This is a genomic window from Veillonella rodentium, assembly GCF_900187285.1.
Taxonomy (GTDB): Bacteria; Bacillota; Negativicutes; order Veillonellales; family Veillonellaceae; genus Veillonella; species Veillonella rodentium.
On sequence record NZ_LT906470.1, the window covers coordinates 319,052 to 335,854 of the forward strand.

Sequence of the window (16,803 nt, forward strand, 5' to 3'; positions counted from 1 at the left end):
GACAGAATGAAACGGTTAACTCATAGTTTGTTATATGATGGGAGGTTTCCCGATGAAACAGCTCGGTATATCGATAATCGGTACGGATACAGATGTGGGGAAGACGTTCGTAACAGGTTTATTAGGTGCAATGGCTCAAGATGACGGCTTTTCCGTGGGAATGGTGAAGCCTGTGTCATCCAGTGCGGTGCCGTTTCCTGAGTGCATTACGATGGATGAGGATAATGTAAGAAATGATCTGGAAAGCAAGGATGCTACGTATCTGATGCAGTCTGTAGGAATACCGGAATCACGCCGACACGAGGTAAATCCGTATGCTTTAGCGGGGGATTACTCGCCGCGTCTCGCTGCGGAGCTGGCGGATGTAGTCATTGATTACGATGATGTGGTGCGTCATACATTAGATGTGGTATCGCGCTATGATCTGACATTTGTAGAGGGGGCGGGCGGTATTACGACGCCTCTTTACGGGGATAAGACATTTACGGATTTTATGGCAGCCATCGAGCTACCGACGATTATGATTGCCGACGGTCGTTTGGGTTCTATTAACCGGGCCGTATTGACCTGCGAGTATGCGAAGGCTCACGGAATCTTCGTGAAAGCAATCATCGTAAACGATACGACATTAGTGGACCCGTTTTTATTAAAGACGAATATAGAGGATATGGAGCGGTATACGGGACTTCCGGTAGCAGGTGCATTGCCGCCGTATCAAGGCCCGAATATTCATAGCGTACGGCTTGGATGGGGACGGTCCTTTATAGACTCGGAACAGTTGTGGAAAACGGTGCTGGATTTCCGTTGAAACAGCAATGAATTATCTTTCCTTTTGGACAAAATGACAAGGTAGATATTTCAGGTGTTCACAAGAATACTATGGGCTTTATGGAACAATTTAAAATTAATATAACAATAGAAATATCGTAAGTATGAGGTGATATGATGGCAGCAAAACAGCTTTCACAGGCGGCACAATGGGATCATGAATTCGTATGGCATCCGTTTACGCAGATGCAGGACTGGCTCGCACAGAAACCGGTAGTAATCGAGCGTGGTGAGGGGATATATCTCATCGATGAGAACGGCAAGAAATATTATGACGGCGTGTCGTCCTTGTGGGTTAATATTCACGGACATAATCACCCCGTGTTGAATCAGGCTTTGAAAGACCAGGCGGATAAAATCGCTCACAGTACATTGTTGGGTCTTGTGAGCCCTCCGTCGGCACAGTTGTGTAAGGAATTGGTGGAACTGGCGCCGGAAGGACTCGATAAAGTATTTTTATCCGATGACGGCAGTACGGCCATAGAAATTGCCATCAAGATGGCCTATCAGTATCGTCAACAGGTCGGGCAAACTAAAAAGACAAAATTTATATCCCTTAACGCGGGTTATCACGGTGATACACTGGGAACCGTATCCGTCGGCGGCATTCAGCTATTCCATGAAGTGTTCCATAATTTATTATTTAAGCCGATTACTTTGCCAAGTCCCGGTGTGTATCGGGATGTAGCGGAACGGGAGCAGGCTTTTGAAGAGTCTCTGGCGGAATTGGAGCGCATCCTGGACCGTGAAGGTGATGAAATTACAGCCCTTGTGATGGAACCGTTAGTACAGGCGGCTGCGGGTATGCTCGTCATGCCGAAAGGGTATTTGAAACGGGTTCGTGAGCTCACTAAAGCTCATGATGTATTCCTTATCGTTGACGAAGTGGCTACGGGCTTCGGTCGTACCGGCACATTCTTCGCCTGTGAGCAGGAGGATGTGGCACCGGATTTCATGACATTGTCGAAGGGCATCACGGGCGGTTATATGCCGTTGGCGGCGACGCTCACCACGAAACAGGTTTTTGACGGATTCCTCGGCACCTTTGAGGAACGAAAAACCTTCTATCACGGTCACTCCTACACGGGGAATGCGTTAGCCTGCGCCGTAGCGTTGGCTTCGTTGCAAGTGTTCAGAGATGAACATATCATGGAACAGTTGCCGGCTAAGATTGAAGCTTTCACAAAGGCATTGAAACCGATCGAATCCCTCGAACATGTAAAAGAAGTGCGCCAACGAGGCCTCATCGTGGGGATTGAGTTGGAAAAGGATGTGAAAACGCACGAAGCATATCGTCCGAATGATGCGGTCGGCGCGAAGGTTGCCGTATTGGCCCGTGAACAGGGCCTTATCTGTCGTCCGATCGGGGATGTGGTGATTCTGATGCCTCCGTTGGCCTCCACCGTTGAACAGCTTGAAGATATGGTACGCATTGTCGGTGAAAGCATTCGCCGTGCCACTGAAGAGGAAGGCGTATTAGAAGACATGAAGCCGATTATTTTATAAAGGTTACAGCATATAATAAACGAGAGCCGCACTTATCGATATATTGCTCCGTATGGGCAAACGATACGTGCGGCTCTTATTTTTATGGGGGTATATTGAAACTTAAAAACTATATTCTATACAATGCTGTTTCACTATGATAATTAAGTATACTTATGATACTATATATGTATAAAGGAGGTCATCGTATGGACATTTATGTAATTATGCAGATTATTATTTTGTTTGGGGCCATCTTCCTCGGTGTACGACTCGGCGGTATGGGTATCGGTTACGCCGGCGGGCTGGGGGTAGTCCTTTTGAGTCTCGGGATGGGGATGTTCCCGGGGCAAATTCCATGGGACGTAATCCTTATAATCATGTCTGCTATTGCAGCGATTTGTGCATTACAACTCGCCGGCGGCCTTGATTATCTGGTGCGTATTGCGGAAGGTATTTTGCGGAAAAATCCGAAGCATATCAACTATCTTGCTCCGACCGTAACGTACTTTCTTACGATTTTGGCAGGTACCGGACATACGGCATTCTCCATGATTCCCGTTATCGTGGAGGTGGCGAAGAGTGAGAATATTAAACCTTCCGTTCCGTTGTCGATTGCCGTGGTGGCAAGTCAAATCGGTATCACTGCGAGCCCTGTATCAGCGGCGGTCGTGGCTATGAGCGGATTCCTTGAACCGTTTGGCGTGAATTATCCGACACTGCTCGCCATCTGTATCTCCACAACTTTTGTGGGCGTTATGATTACGGCGTTTATCATGTCTACATTTGCGAATAATGATTTATCTTCTGATCCGGTTTACCGGGAACGATTGGCGGCGGGCCATGTGGCGCCACCTCGTGAAAAGAGTGTTGATTTCCACTTAAAACCGGGGGCAAAGACGTCTGTTTTGATTTTCTTAATCGGCATTATCTGTATCGTATTTTATGCGACGGCTATTTCTAAAAATATCGGTATCATCAAGCCTGTTATCTTCGGTCGGAATGATGCTATCGTAGGCTTTATGATGATTATCGCGGCAGCGATTACATTCTTCTGTAAACTTGATACGGCGGATCTTGTTAATACAAGCACGTTCAAATCCGGCTTATCCGCCTGTGTCTGCGTATTGGGCGTTGCATGGCTCGGGGATACCTTTGTAAAAGGACATATCCCTGAGATTAAAGCTCTTGCGTCCAGCCTTGTAACGGCGTATCCGTTCCTGTTGGCGGTGGCATTCTTCTTTGCCAGCACATTACTCTATAGCCAGGCGGCTACGACGCAGGCTTTGGTGCCGGCCGTAATCCTGGCGTTGGGTATTACACCGGAACATACGGAATCGGTGTACATCATTATCGCATCCTTTGCGGCCGTATCGGCGCTCTTTGTACTGCCGACATATCCGACACTGTTAGGGGCTGTACAGATGGATGATACGGGATCCACACGGATCGGTAATCTCGTATTCAACCATCCGTTCTTCATTCCGGGCGTACTTGCCATCGCTATCTCCGTGGCACTCGGATTTCTTGTGGCTCCGTTGATGTTGTGATTGGTGAAAGCTGAATACGGTTAAATAGAATATATTATGAAACTATAGAGGGCGTAACTATACAGTTACGTCCTTTTTGTATATAGATATTGCCCTTACCATCCTGTAAGGCTATGCTATATTGTGTTTTTAAGGTATCCAAAGTAAATAAAAATGATGCCCGGCGTTTGATTCTCTGGGCATCATTTTTATTTCTTGTTATTGCATTTTTTACATAGACCCGCTATTTCCAGATGGTGTTCTGTCACGGTAAATCCCGCCTCCGTCAGTTCCTGCGGCATTTCCACGACGGGGCAGGTATGGAGCGGGATCATGGTACCGCAGCTGGTGCATACCGCATAGTGCCGATGTGTATGAGGTGTGATCTCATAGTACGCCATATCACTGCCCATGATGGTGGTACGCGTGATGATACCTTTTGTTTCGAGTAATTCCAGGGTACGGTAAATAGTGGACATCCATGTTGTACCTTCGCCGATCCGGTCGGCGATGTCAACGGCTGTGACGGGTCTCTTTGCTGTTGTTAATATGGACCAGATGGCTTCCCGCTGTCTGGTTTTTTTTATGCCTTCCGGCCATTGTATATTCTTCATAAAATTTCCCCGTTCCCGTTACTATACGTATTTTTTATGAAAGCTGCTCTTTATTTCTCAGTATAGTCTTTGAAATTAAACCTGATTTTCGGCGGTAATACTTTCATAATTGGAAATATATAAACTGTCGCGATTATTTGCTGAACTGTAAACGCCTCATAACTGCACGGATATTCTTGATGACCAGTACTATTAATAAGATACCTACTGATGTGAGGGATACGAAGCCGCCCGGTGCTACATTGAGGTAGTAGGAGCCGAAGAGGCCGATAATCATGGCGAGTAAACTGAATCCGACGGAGCAGAGGAGTGTTACTCTGAATCCTTTTTCCAGTTGCAGAGCGGATGCTACGGGAAGGGCAATCATGGCACTTAGTACGAGGACCCCGACGATTTTTATGGAAATGGATACGGCGGCCGCCATGAGGATGGCGAAGATATAGTTGATGAGATCAACCTTTACGCCCGCTATGCGAGCCGCTTCCTCATCGTACGCAATGTAGAGGAGGGAGTTATACAAGAAGTATAGGGTGAGTACCGATAAAACCGTGAGTGCTCCGATGCTGATCATGTCCGTCGTATTGACGGTGAGGATACTGCCGAAGAAGAATACATTGGCGTTTGCTTTCAACAGCCCTGAACTGATTAAGGTGATGGCGGTACCGATGCTGAGGGATAGAATAATGGTGAGGATGAGGTCGAGATGGTGTGCGAAATATTTTCGCAAGAACTCGATGAGTGCGCCACAGATGGCGGTGAAGATGAAGGCCCCCAGAATGGGATTGGTGTTCGTCAACAGACCGAGCGTTATCCCCGCGAGGGATGCGTGACTCATGGTGTCGCCGATCATGCTGGAGCGGCGCAGTACCATAAAGATGCCGATACACGGGCAAAGCAGAGAGATGCAGAGGGCCACGAAGAAGGCGTTCTGCATAAATGAATAATTAAACATGGCGCACCTCCTCGGTTGTCATATTTGATAATGTATCAGTCTGTACATCTGATGGTGGATTTAATGTTTCGTTACACATCGGAGTTGTATTATCTACGCCTATTGTATCGCTGATCTTTCTGATATCCGTGAAACAGGAGCAGTCCATGTGCGCTACAGGATTACGTCCTGAACTGTGCATGATTTCGTTGGCATACTGTTCCGGGGAGCAGAGATGTCCCTGTCCGTTTGCAATATGATAAATATTCGTGGAGTTCGCAAGGGCCATTTCCAAATTGTGTTCTACGGAAATAATTGTAATATGATGCTTCTGGTTTAGCTCGCGCAGGAGTGCGTAAATGCCCTCCTGACTTTTACGGTCGATACCTGTAGACGGTTCGTCGAGAATGATGAGATCCGGATGACCGATGAGGGCGCGGGCTATGGAGATTCGCTGTGCCTGACCGCCGGACAGCTTGCTGATGAGACGGTCCTTAAAGTCTGTCATGCCGGTTAAAGATAGAACGCGATTTGCTTCGTTTTTATCTTTAATCTTTAATAATTTACGATAGGAGTCGAGGATTTCTCTTACCGTAATGGGAAAGCCGGCGTGGGAAAAATCATTCTTTTGAGATACATAACGGATGTTGTTTGTACTCCGTCTGATACTGCCTTTTACAGGTGTCAGAAAGCCCAGGATAAGGCGAAGCAAGGTACTTTTACCGGAACCGTTGTCACCGACGATGGATATATAATCACCATTATGAATATGTAGATTAAGGTCGTTCAACACGTATGGCGGTTGACCCTGATAGGAAAAATAAAGGTGTTTAATTGATAACATATGAAAACCACTTTTCTGATTGACAAAATTTTTGGTACGTTTATACTATAACTATATTACAAATGCAACTGAGTCGCAACTGCAACAAAGAAGATGTGTCATATTAATTGTGTGCGAAGGCGATCAGTATTAAAAAAGGAGGACTACTATGGTCAGGAAATTGGTGTTGTTAGTCATTGGTATATTGATGACTGCTGTATTTGCGGGATGCGGTAATGATGCTCCGAAAGAACAGGCAAATAAGAAAGTCCAAGTGGTAACAAGTTTTAATGCGATGGCGGAATTTGCGAAGGCCATCGGTGGTGATAAGGTGGAAGTATCCACGATTATTCCGGACGGCACGGAACCTCATGATTTTGAATTGAAACCGGAAAACATGAAACAGCTATCCTCGGCACAGTTATTCGTGTATAACGGCCTCGGAATGGAACCTTGGGATGAACAGGCCATTGCGGCGGCTAAAAATGATAAACTCGTGTCTGTGAAAGCATCCGACGGTGTAGAGACTATTAAAAATACAGATCCGGAGGAAATCAAAGAACATGGAGCAGAAGACCCTCATGCATGGTTGTCTTTGAAGAATGCTAAGATCGAAGTGAAAAATATTAAAGACGCCCTTGTAAAAGCGGATCCGGCGAATAAAGACTATTATGAAAAGAACTATACCGATTATGTAGCGAAATTGGATGCTATGATTAAAAAGTATGAAGACCAATTCGCCAAAGCACCTCATAAAAACTTTGTAACTGGTCATGCGGCCTTTGCTTATCTCTGCCGTGATTTCGGGTTGGAACAGAACAGTGTGGAAGATGTATTTGCCGAAGGTGAACCGAATGCGGCGCAGTTGGCAAAACTCATCGAATACTGCAAAGATAATCATATCACAACTATTTTTGCAGAGGAAATGGCAAGCCCTGATGTGTCTAAAACATTAGCACAGGAAGTAGGGGCTAAAGTCGAAACGATTTATACAATCGAAAGTAATGAAGATAATAAATCCTATCTTGATCGAATGGATGAAAACCTAACAAAAATTGTTGCATCATTGCAATAACATAATTATAAAACTGGCGACCTCGGGTCGCCGGTTTTATTTGGTTTGAGAGATAAATAAGTGGTGCGGAGCAGACAAAACCCAAGTTCAGTATATATTTTTATTAATATGCTAATATCCTTTGGTTACATGTGAATATTTAGTATCTAATTCATAAAAAAATATGATATAATGAGCCCGATATAGTTCGGTTCTAGTTTTTGGGAGGGAAAATGGAAACAAAATGGTATTCAGATATTTGGGCTCTTGTAATTGCTCCGTTTAAACGAGGGATTCCTCAGATTGTAGAACAAGGGTCCTGTCATAAGGGCTTTATTGCCACATTGATGACTTTTTTGCTGTATATTTTCTGCAGTCAGATAATCCCTTTGATCTGCGATGCTTTCTTAGGCGTTCCATTAGGCGAGGTGGGGTCGGAGCTTGGTACGGTAGTAGGACAAGGTTTATTTTCAATTACTCTCGGTATAGTGCTTCTTTACTTTATTCTAGCACTTTACTCGGTTATATTTTCCTGGATTGCCGGTAAATTTAAGATAGAGACAACCTATGAAACTGTATTGACGGTTTGCTGGTATGAGATGGCATATGGACAGATTTTTAAGAGTATTCTGGCTATATGGCAGACGATATTTCTGTTATTTTGCATAGTGTTAAACCTTTCAAATTATGTACGTTATATTGGTCTGGTGGTTTTTGTCTATTCATCATATGCCGTAATACTTTGGTGTTTCTGGGTTAGTGTATCGTTGTTGAGCCGTCAGATTAATATCTCCCGATTAACTGCGCTCGGTATTGCCATATTATCATTTCTGATACTTGCTGCGATTATATGGGGGGCAGGGTTCCTGCTTTTAAAGGGGCTACATGCGTAATTTTGTAGTGAAATTAGATCAGTGATAAATCATATTATCATAGTCAGTATTAATAGTAAAAATATATAGACTTATAAAAGCAAGGTATATTGTATGCCTTGCTTTTGTGCTATAATGAGTATGAAATAAAATAGAATTTTTTAAATATATTTTATATTTATAGATATATTTAAAACTATTGATTATAGCAAGTTATTTATGCCTATGTTTCATGTACATAGGCATTTTATTGAGTGTTTGTGAAAGGTGGTGAAACATATGTTGGCCGGTCTTACAGAATTTGCGTATCGCCTATTGAGCCCTATTGAAGATAAGAATGCTCGTATATATCGTTACGATACAGTTTATGGGCAACTCGCCGCTATGCTGGTGTTGGCACTCATATGTTATCAATTTACCATTGTAGGGGATAGCGTTTATATGGAGGCCATTCGATCGTTTATACGCAATTCCACTATATTCTTGAAATTACAAATCATTCCTTTACCGCTATTGTCTCATCATGATTTAGGATGTTTTGTAAATCGACTATGTTCACAACAGGATTTCTGGAACCTTTCACATCTGTTATGGGTGGTTGTGAAAGCTCTTATCATGTCTATTGTGGTAGGCGGGTATGCACTTGCCAGGGAACGGACCTTCTATGTGCGGACTGTTGTTACCGGGGTACTTCACATCATGGCTGTCAGTCAACTGGTGATAGCTTTGATCACATTAACATTGGGCGTCTTGTTGGTCCTTGCCACATTGCCGATAGGGGTGCAAATTATTATGGGGATAAGCTTGGTGAGCTTATGTGTGTTGAGTCTGATGCTGTTGTTCAATGTCGTGGGACGTATTATCGGTGCCTGTGTCAGCGGTTCCGTCTTTGAAGGTGTGGCTGTTATGGTTGGGGCTGCGATTATCTGTAGTATTTTTGAAGGTATATATACATTATGAGCTGGTATAAAGAAATATTACACCTCTTTACAAAATTAAGTGACAGATCATTTTGGAATATTGTTGACGGCGGAACCTTTAGAAAGGCTCTGATCAACTTGGTGGCTTCCACCATCATTTTATATTTGGTTACCTATCTTTCACCATTTGTAGTGGCAGACGTAATTTCCGTTACGGGCGTTAAATTTCTGAAAGGATTGCCTCAATTTGATGGGATTACTGCATTAGCAAGTGTTTCTTTTCTCGTGGTTCAAGTCGTATTGGGCGGATGTATCTTATGGCGTTTATTGGACCTTGTCGGTGGCCGAGGCTCTTATAAAGGGGTTGTACAGAATTACATATATGGCCTGTCCTATATGAACGCGTTACGCACGTTAATCATAGTTTTAATTCATTTGATAGGGGTTGTCTTATATACTCTGTCGTGGAGACGATACATAGTTGATGTAGCGTATTTTATCACGACCTTCAGTCAGTATTATGCCGTATTTATCGCTGCGCAAATCATGCGTCGTTATGTAAACTTAGGAATTGCCAAGACCTTTTTGGTTATGTTTATCGTAACGGCACTGTCCATTTCGGTGCTCCAACATTGGAATCAATGGCTTCATACCGTATTGAAATAATATAAATTGACAATACCTGTATATAGATGTACTATAAATCTATACATATGCTGGTATAGCTCAGTTGGTAGAGCGGCTCATTCGTAATGAGTAGGTCGTAGGTTCGAATCCTATTATCAGCTCCAACTAAAATAACCGCAAGGCCGTTTGTCCTTGCGGTTATTTTTTTACATCGATGGCATAGTGTGCATCGGTATTAAAAATATACATTCTGTTCTATAAGCCTAGGAATAAATAATCTCGAGGCTAAATTGTGGCTTGGTTATATTTTACGCGTCGTAGTTTTGCAGCAGCAGTTCCACATTATCTTCGTCGTATTCGATTTGTTGGGACCATCTGGCGACTTGTTGCAGCGGCTTACCGTTGATGGCACCGGTCATCAGGATATACTCCGTGCCGTCTTTTGCATAATCGAGCAAAGCTTCCAGGGAATGGTCGGCGAGCATATCGATTTGGCGATACAGAATATATTGATAGACTTTATTGAAAAATGTCGCATCATATTGTGTTTTACCGTCAGTTTTTACATAGTTCGTAACCGTATCAACTAAGATCGATATACGGGCAGAAAGGTCGTTTAACTGGACTGTCCATTTTGCATCGATCGGTTCTGTCGTTTTGTAGAGACTCAACAGGTTCGCATAATAGTCTGCGCTCGGTGTCGGTGTATATTGTAAAAGTTCAGGCTCTAAGCCAAGTCCGAGCAGCTGAAACACATTTAATAACGTTATTGTCTCATCCGTATCGAATTCGTTGTCGTCGTCCTCGATAGTAAATTGTAAGGCGTCTCGCTCCAACAGTTCGACGGAGGCCTCACAGGCAAGACCTACTCCGCAAAGCTCCAAGTCCTCGATATATTTATAGAATCTCGGATGCATGTGACATGTTTCGCAGAGGCCTTCTTCGCCGAGTTCTAAGACGACCTTGCATAAACCTTGTTCGTTTAGTAACGGACAATACGGTTTTTTATCGGTAAAGACAAAGTGGCTGCCGTCATCGTCGACGGTTATGGCGCTGCGCAAGCTTTCACCAAGAGGTCCGGGCATCGTCCGATAACGCCGGGCGGTGGCCTCATCGATGTCGATAGTCCATAGTTGGCAGCATGTATTTTCGCATTTGTCGGCCTTGCATTGAAATGTATGGTAAATGGTTGGATAAATTGAAATCATAAATGCTCACTTGTAAAGGGATAATAATACTATATGCATTGTATCACGGACGCTAATTTTACGCATCGAAAATTATTATGTTTGAAACTGATGAATATAGTGTATAATTGTAATATATAGTGTATAGATACATGTGCTTTATGTATGGAGGAACTTATGAAATCTTTATTTGTAAAAGGTAGTTTAGTTTTAGCGTTAGCCGCTGCGTTCGGCATGCCGAATGTGGCATCGGCGAAATTGGTGCCTGTTCAGCCGACCGTACAGGTCGTTGATGAAAGTCATGCGGCCATTGTAGGGGCCAACGGTTTGTTGAATGCATTTATTCAGAATCATCCTGATGCGGCCATCACGGAAATCTCCTTTGATGCCGATGGGGGACAGATCAAGTACGAAGTGGATGGCTTCAATGAAAGCGGAAAATATGAGCTCATATATATTTATGCGACCAATCAGATCTTTGAAAAACGAGACGGGGATTATCGCAAGTCGTTAAATAAGAAGGCCTTTAATCCTCGCCAGATCCTACCGCCTGCAGCGGTCGTGAATTTCGCGTTTGCCCAGACTAAAGGTCGCGCTGTAAGCCTTAACAGCTGGTCCGTACATAACGAACACCGTAAACCGGTTTACAAGGTTGTATTCGGAACCGATGATTCTCATGAGGTAGCGGTGCGCATAGATGCTATGACCGGTAAATTGTTATCCGTTAAATTTGATGATTAATATGTAATTGTACAGCAGCTCCAATGTCGGATGTATTTGGAAGCTGCTGTTTTTTGTTGTCAGAAATTTTTACGACATTTTTGTGAACGTTTACTCATGAATGATATAACCTGCTGTGATGAGAATGATGCTATCAAGGTCTCTGTCCCGTAAATAAGGGAACAGAGGCCTTTTGTACAGTGTTCATATAGGACTTAAATGGAAACAGAAAATACTGAAGTTTTCTGAAAATTACCGATAAATTCATTTTGCTTTCACCGATATAGAGCGAAATTTGAACCCTTCTACATTTTGAGTTCATAGACCCTCTGTAACATGGGTACCAGTTCAACGAAAGAGAACGACGAAACAGAAGGAGGATATCATGAAGAAGTCTATTTTAAGAAATAGTATAGCCTTAGCAGTAGCAGGTGTATTCGGTGCTACCGTAGCGGTGACTGCGGCAGACATAACGCCGGTACCGGTAACTCAACAACAAGAGGAAACCACATCTGTTGCTCCTATGGATCCAACTCCGGTACCGACTGCAACGAAGGGAACCGTTGCTGCCGCTAGTGCCGCAACTCCTACAGCTCCTGTGCCTGCGATAGACACTGCAACAGCGGCGAAGGCCCCTGGTCAAACGAAGGTAGTTCGTGCATCCAACAGAACAGTTGACGCTGTTGATGCTGATACAACAGGATTAAAAGCTGAGAAGGTAACAAAAGCTGACAAGGCCGATAAAGTGATGAAAGCCGACAAAGGTGACAAAGCGATTAAAGGTGATAAGGGCGATAAAGCAATCAAACCGATAGATGCGAAAAAGTCCGTAAAACCTGAAAAAGCCGATCCTATTAAAGGTGAAAAAAATGTCGCTAAAAAAGATGGTAAACAAGTGATGACGAAGAATGTGAAATCTCCGGCTCAACCGTCCGGCGTAGTTGATGAAAACAGCGTATTCGTAGTAGGTGCTAACCAGCTATTAGATCAATTTGAAACTAAATACGGTAACTCCAAGATTACCAATGTATCTTTCAAAGCAGAAAACAAAACAGCTGTCTATGAAGTAGAAGGTTTCAATACAAGTGGTGCACATTCCATGAAATTAGATGTAGCTACAGGTAATGTTACAGAAGGTCCTGCAAAGGCTTATGACAAATCCATGGATACAGCTGCTATCGATCCGGGTACCATTTTACCTCCGCATGTAGCTATCAATGCTGCTTATGAACAAACGGGCAATGTAGCGACCGGCATCGATTCCTGGTCCGTAGCTAATAAGAACGGAACTCCTTTGTATAATATCCAATTCCATGATGCACAGAATAAACCTGTAAACATCACATTGGATGCGAAAACAGGGAAAGCTGTGAAATAAGCTTTCCTGGGGCTGTCCCTATGCTGTTGTGAAGAACTCTGAGACACACAGAAAAACACTATACACACAATACACACAAGACACACACATAATACACAACACACACATGCGCCCCCTGGATAGGATAGACAAACATTGACTCTCTCCTATGCCGTCTATTGTTCAGGGGGCCCCCCTTATGAATTCGATTCCTTTCCATTCATAAGTTATACACTATATAATACTCTCTCACAATAAGAACGTAACTTACTTCACGGTAAAACACGTATAGGGAACAGCAGAAAAAGGCTCGTCCATGACGGACGGGCCTTTTTCTGTAGTTAATCTTTTCTGTTGTTATATATATTGCCGAGGTACTCGTTCCGAGAATCCGCAGAAGATTTCGTACGGGATTGTCGATGCGAGGGCCGCAATTTCAAGGGCGGAGATGCTTTCGTGACCCTGTGAGCCGAGCAAAACCACCTTATCCCCCGGTTTAACGGTAATCGTATTCGGTACGGATACCATGAACTGGTCCATACAGATACGTCCCACTACAGGGCAACGGGTGCCGTGAATGAGAACGGTGCCTCGGTTTGAAAGACTGCGCGGATAGCCATCCGCATAACCGACGGGGATGGTTGCAATCGTCATCGGTTCCGGCGTTACATACGTGGAGCCGTAGCCGATACCTTCGCCCGCATCGAGGTGCTGTACGTGTACGACCTCGCTGTGAAAGGAGAGAACCGGTTTTAGCCCTAAACGATTCGGTACATCAAGGGACGGCATGATGCCGTACTGGATGATACCGGGGCGTGCATCCGTAAATAGACTGTCCTTTACAGACAAGAGCCCCGCGCTGTTGGCGAGGGAAAAACGATATTCCGCATCAGGACGAAATGCACGAATTTCATCGACCATCTTGTGAAATTTTTCCGTCTGGCTGTGCGCATGTGTCTGATCCGCCGCATCGGCATTGCTCATATGTGAAAAGAATCCATCAACAGCCAGATTTGGATATTGTTCCACCTCTTTGATGAAATCGACGGCGTTTTCGGGACGGATACCGATGCGATGCATGCCTGTATCGACGGCGACAGCGACGTTGATAATCATATCGTGATTGTCCGCCACCTGATTAAGTGCCGCTAAATCGGTAGATTCGCATACGGCGGGGATGGAATTTGTATCGGCAATGACTTCAAAGGATTGCGGCCTTGTGAGCCCTAACAGATAAATTGGGACCATGATACCCGCATGACGCAACGGAATGGCCTCTTCCGGAATGGCCACCGCTAAGGACTCGTAGCCTTCTTCGACGGCGATACGGCCCATCATAACGCTGCCGTGGCCGTAGCCGTTGGCTTTGATGACCGCCGTAGAGGTACTCCACTCCGGTAAGCTGTCTTTAATTTTACGCAAGTTCTCGCGAACGAGACTTGTATTGATGGTTAAATAGGTAGGTCTCATGGTCTTCCTCAATTCTATGTAACATTACTTTTATTGTATAACTTTTAAGGAATTACACAATACTTTTATGAAAGAAATTTATAATTTCTATGTAGTATAATTAATATATATGTTATTAAAAGTTTTCTATAATTGTACAAGAATTTGAGGAGGCTCTCATGAATGAACGCGTGGTAGTGGTAAATGCCAGTAAAATGAATTACGATAAAGCCTTAGATTTTTCCATATTATCTAATGATGTACAGGTTTATGATAATAGTACAAATGCTGAGCTTATTGAACGGATTCAAGGTGCTCGTGTTGTTGTTACAAAAGAAATACCCGTTGATGCTGACTTGCTTTTAAAGTTCCCTGATACTGTGAAACTCATTGTAGAAGCGGGAACAGGCTATAATAATATCGACCTTAATGCGGCGAAAGCAAAGGGGATCACCGTATGCAATATTCCGGCCTATAGCACGGAACGTGTCGCACATACGGTGATTATGATGATCCTTAATTTTGCATCCACCATGCAGCAGCAGATTGTGATGCTTGCGAAAGGGGACCGCAGTAATTTTACAAAATATCTACAGGTGAGTCATACAGAAGTTAATGGTAAAACGTTAGGTGTTATCGGTGCCGGTCACATCGGTATGGAAGTGGTAAAAGTGGCGAAAGCTCTGGGTATGAATATTCTTATTCATACACGCACACCAAAGGCTGATGGCGACGGTATTCGTTATGTGAGCCTTGATGAATTGCTAGCTAATAGTGATTATATTACATTACATTGCCCATTGAATGACCAGACTAAACATCTTATTAATAAAGAAGCAATCTCTAAGATGAAGCCTAATGCGGTCATTGTGAATACCGGTCGTGGTCCCCTCATTAATGAAGCGGACCTCTGTGAAGCATTAGCAGCTAAACGTATCGCTGGGGCAGGTCTTGATGTACAGGAGGTGGAGCCGCCTGCAGAGGACAGTCCTCTCTATACACTTGATAATGTTATCATTACTCCGCACATGGGTTGGAAAGGCCTTGAAACACGTCAACGGCTCGTAGGTATTATCCGAGATAATGTGCAGGCCTTCTTTAAAGGTGAACCGATTAATGTAGTATCTAAATAAAATAGATATTAGAATAAACTGAATATAAAAGAGAATAATGCACTGATAATACCGAAATCAGTATACCAACTGAAGACATCAAAATAGTCTATAAACGCAATAAGAGCCGTCCCCGGTTGTAAGGGGGCGGCTCTATTGATTAGGGCAATATCATAGATCAAGTCCTAGTATATATGAGTATATATATCAAGGGAGGTAGTTATCCTCAAACTTGATTATGATTGTTGTTGTGTTTTGATGGGACTCCACCAATGGCGACGGTAGGCCTTGATGCCTTCCAATACTGTTTTTGAAGCCTGTGCAGCCATATCCTTTGTTGCGGCGGGTATGTCCTCAAGGCGATAGTCAATACCTAGTTCCTTGTATTTGGCAACCCCCATAACGTGGTAGGGAAGGCAGTCAACAGCTTGTAAATTCTTCAGAGTCCCCAGATAAAATCCTAGCCGATAGTGTCGATCGGCATTATCCGTAATGGTCGGAACCACTACGTGGCGAACCCAAATCGGAACTTCCACGTCAGCCGTCAATCTGGCAAACCCGAGTATGGGCTCCAACGGTTTACCCGTTAACCATAGATGCTTGGCTGGATCGATTTCTTTCAGATCTAGGATGACGAGACTGGTGACATTGAGCAATTTACGGTAGGCCACCTCCTGGTGGGGATCAAAACAGATTCCACTTGTATCTAAACAGGTATGGACGTTTCTTTCACGGAAATATGTGAAAAGCTCGATAACAAAATCGATTTGCATGAGAGCTTCCCCACCGGTGACGGTGATACCTCCATTAGTATAAAATTGGCGGTTACGTTCGTACTGGTCCCATAATTCCTGAACGGTCATGAATTTAGCGTCCGCGCTGTCTTCATTCCACGTGTCGGGATTATGACAATAAGCACAGCGCATGGGACATCCTTGCAGGAATACCACCATGCGCATGCCCGGACCGTCAACCGTACCCATCGTTTCAACCGAATGAATACGTCCTGTCATAGAAAACCTCGATTAGATACGTTGGTGGAAGGTACGGGAAATAACTTCGTCCTGTTGCTGTTTTGTCAATTTGTTAAAGTGCACCGCATAACCGGATACACGAATCGTCAATTGAGGATACAACTCAGGATGTTTTTGGGCGTCTAACAATGTTTCGCGAGTAAACACGTTGACGTTCAAATGATGGCCGCCCTTTTGGGAATAACCATCCAATAACTCTACCAAGTTATCAACTTGTTGGTTGCTCATGGGTATAACCTCCTTTCAACCAAGATTGACACT

At 43.9% G+C, this 16,803-nt stretch carries 17 protein-coding genes and 1 tRNA gene; 11 read left to right on the plus strand and 7 right to left on the minus strand.

Features of this window, described 5'->3' with window-relative positions; all coding sequences use genetic code 11:
- Positions 1–52: 52 nt before the first annotated feature.
- From bioD to CKV62_RS01255, 3 genes are all read left to right on the plus strand, one after another.
- On the plus strand, positions 53–808 hold the full coding sequence (gene bioD / locus CKV62_RS01245; RefSeq protein WP_095065047.1) for a dethiobiotin synthase: 756 nt from the start codon (positions 53–55) through the stop codon (positions 806–808).
- Positions 809–945: 137 nt separating this feature from the next.
- Positions 946–2,334: an adenosylmethionine--8-amino-7-oxononanoate transaminase gene (bioA, locus tag CKV62_RS01250; protein WP_095065049.1), complete on the plus strand. Its 1,389-nt coding sequence runs from the start codon at positions 946–948 to the stop codon at positions 2,332–2,334.
- Positions 2,335–2,522: 188 nt separating this feature from the next.
- The gene (locus CKV62_RS01255; protein WP_095065051.1) at positions 2,523–3,863 is read left to right on the plus strand and encodes an anaerobic C4-dicarboxylate transporter; all 1,341 of its coding nucleotides are present in this window, start codon (positions 2,523–2,525) and stop codon (positions 3,861–3,863) included.
- A gap of 188 nt (positions 3,864–4,051) precedes the next feature.
- Here CKV62_RS01255 and CKV62_RS01260 read toward each other — a convergent pair whose 3' ends face one another.
- The 3 genes from CKV62_RS01260 to CKV62_RS01270 form a co-directional block, all read right to left on the minus strand.
- Positions 4,052–4,456: a Fur family transcriptional regulator gene (locus CKV62_RS01260; RefSeq protein ID WP_095065053.1), complete on the minus strand. Its 405-nt coding sequence runs from the start codon at positions 4,454–4,456 to the stop codon at positions 4,052–4,054.
- A 133-nt stretch (positions 4,457–4,589) separates the two neighbouring features.
- Entirely contained in the window at positions 4,590–5,408 is an 819-nt protein-coding gene (locus tag CKV62_RS01265; protein WP_095065055.1) for a metal ABC transporter permease, read from the minus strand.
- A complete protein-coding gene (locus CKV62_RS01270; protein ID WP_231968346.1) occupies positions 5,401–6,231 on the minus strand; it encodes a metal ABC transporter ATP-binding protein in 831 nt (276 codons plus the stop codon). Before CKV62_RS01270 ends, CKV62_RS01265 begins: the two co-directional genes overlap by 8 nt.
- A gap of 148 nt (positions 6,232–6,379) precedes the next feature.
- Here CKV62_RS01270 and CKV62_RS01275 point away from each other — a divergent pair, with 148 nt between their 5' ends.
- From CKV62_RS01275 to CKV62_RS01295, 5 genes are all read left to right on the plus strand, one after another.
- On the plus strand, positions 6,380–7,285 hold the full coding sequence (locus CKV62_RS01275; protein ID WP_095065057.1) for a metal ABC transporter substrate-binding protein: 906 nt from the start codon (positions 6,380–6,382) through the stop codon (positions 7,283–7,285).
- A 212-nt stretch (positions 7,286–7,497) separates the two neighbouring features.
- Positions 7,498–8,157: a hypothetical protein gene (locus CKV62_RS01280; protein ID WP_095065059.1), complete on the plus strand. Its 660-nt coding sequence runs from the start codon at positions 7,498–7,500 to the stop codon at positions 8,155–8,157.
- A gap of 258 nt (positions 8,158–8,415) precedes the next feature.
- Entirely contained in the window at positions 8,416–9,096 is a 681-nt protein-coding gene (locus CKV62_RS01285) for a hypothetical protein (protein WP_231968347.1), read from the plus strand.
- Entirely contained in the window at positions 9,093–9,722 is a 630-nt protein-coding gene (locus CKV62_RS01290) for a hypothetical protein (RefSeq protein WP_095065061.1), read from the plus strand. Before CKV62_RS01285 ends, CKV62_RS01290 begins: the two co-directional genes overlap by 4 nt.
- A 49-nt stretch (positions 9,723–9,771) precedes the next feature.
- Positions 9,772–9,847: transfer RNA gene (locus CKV62_RS01295), tRNA-Thr, on the plus strand.
- A 144-nt stretch (positions 9,848–9,991) separates the two neighbouring features.
- Here CKV62_RS01295 and fliB read toward each other — a convergent pair.
- Positions 9,992–10,891 (minus strand): flagellin lysine-N-methylase, encoded by a 900-nt coding sequence (gene fliB, locus CKV62_RS01300; protein WP_095065063.1) that lies wholly within the window; start codon positions 10,889–10,891, stop codon positions 9,992–9,994.
- 156 nt (positions 10,892–11,047) lie between these two features.
- Here fliB and CKV62_RS01305 point away from each other — a divergent pair, with 156 nt between their 5' ends.
- Both CKV62_RS01305 and CKV62_RS09505 read left to right on the plus strand, forming a co-directional pair.
- The gene (locus tag CKV62_RS01305; RefSeq protein WP_095065065.1) at positions 11,048–11,611 is read left to right on the plus strand and encodes a PepSY domain-containing protein; all 564 of its coding nucleotides are present in this window, start codon (positions 11,048–11,050) and stop codon (positions 11,609–11,611) included.
- Between the two features lie 364 nt (positions 11,612–11,975).
- A complete protein-coding gene (locus tag CKV62_RS09505; RefSeq protein ID WP_197696282.1) occupies positions 11,976–12,968 on the plus strand; it encodes a PepSY domain-containing protein in 993 nt (330 codons plus the stop codon).
- Between the two features lie 336 nt (positions 12,969–13,304).
- On the opposite strand, the gene alr is transcribed toward CKV62_RS09505, so the two are convergent.
- Entirely contained in the window at positions 13,305–14,417 is a 1,113-nt protein-coding gene (gene alr / locus CKV62_RS01320; RefSeq protein WP_095065067.1) for an alanine racemase, read from the minus strand.
- A 158-nt stretch (positions 14,418–14,575) separates the two neighbouring features.
- On the opposite strand from alr, the gene CKV62_RS01325 reads away from it, so the two are divergent.
- Positions 14,576–15,529 (plus strand): 2-hydroxyacid dehydrogenase, encoded by a 954-nt coding sequence (locus tag CKV62_RS01325; protein WP_095065070.1) that lies wholly within the window; start codon positions 14,576–14,578, stop codon positions 15,527–15,529.
- A 215-nt stretch (positions 15,530–15,744) separates the two neighbouring features.
- Here the strand turns inward: CKV62_RS01325 and pflA are convergent, their stop codons facing one another.
- On the minus strand, positions 15,745–16,521 hold the full coding sequence (gene pflA / locus CKV62_RS01330) for a pyruvate formate-lyase-activating protein (RefSeq protein WP_095065072.1): 777 nt from the start codon (positions 16,519–16,521) through the stop codon (positions 15,745–15,747).
- Positions 16,522–16,533: 12 nt separating this feature from the next.
- On the minus strand, positions 16,534–16,770 hold the full coding sequence (gene grcA3 / locus CKV62_RS01335) for an autonomous glycyl radical cofactor GrcA3 (protein ID WP_004693956.1): 237 nt from the start codon (positions 16,768–16,770) through the stop codon (positions 16,534–16,536).
- Positions 16,771–16,803: the final 33 nt, after the last annotated feature.